This is a genomic window from Glycomyces endophyticus (genome assembly GCF_039531525.1).
Taxonomy (GTDB): Bacteria; Actinomycetota; Actinomycetes; order Mycobacteriales; family Micromonosporaceae; genus Glycomyces; species Glycomyces endophyticus.
The window spans coordinates 1-574 of sequence record NZ_BAAAQF010000041.1 but is presented as its reverse complement, the minus strand read 5'-3'; the positions used below and the strand labels follow the sequence as shown (position 1 = coordinate 574).

Genomic DNA, 574 nt, shown 5'->3' with positions numbered 1-574 from the left:
ATTACATATCTTGCGGTTTTGATTATTTTTGCTGCAAGAAATACATACTTCAAACGAAAGGTCTTTATTTGCTGTCTGTATTCTGAAGAGTCCAAGGAATCAAACTTGAACAACAAAAATAGGTTATATGAAAGCATCATCATTTGAAACACGGCTTCATTCGCCCAAAATGACTTTAGCAAGAGATGACCCACCGCCATGTCGTATTTGGCTTCTTTGATATAGTTTTCAGCATTACCACGCTTTTCATAGTATATAACTACTTTTTCAGAAAGCAAGGTAGTATTTGTTACAAAGAAAAAGTAGTCGTATTCGGAACCTTCTAAAAGTGATAATTGTGCTCTTTCTTTTTCTGGTTTCAGTACGCGAGATACGACAAATCTTCTGTCTTTTTCCCATTTAACTAATTTTGTATACAGTTCTGTAGTTTCTCTACCTTCTTCTCCTTTAACGAATACAATTGATGAATTCGTTGCTTGTGAGGTGAGTGTAGAATAACTTTTGGCTTTAATTAAATATTTGCATCCAAGAGATTCTATCGTTTCGATAATTTTTTCATCAAAGTAGCCACTAT

General features: G+C 33.8%; 1 pseudogene. It reads right to left on the bottom strand.

Annotation, left to right across the window (positions count from 1 at the left end):
- A pseudogene (locus ABD419_RS24900) lies at window positions 1-574 on the bottom strand (IS1380-like element ISEcp1 family transposase); the annotation flags it as partial.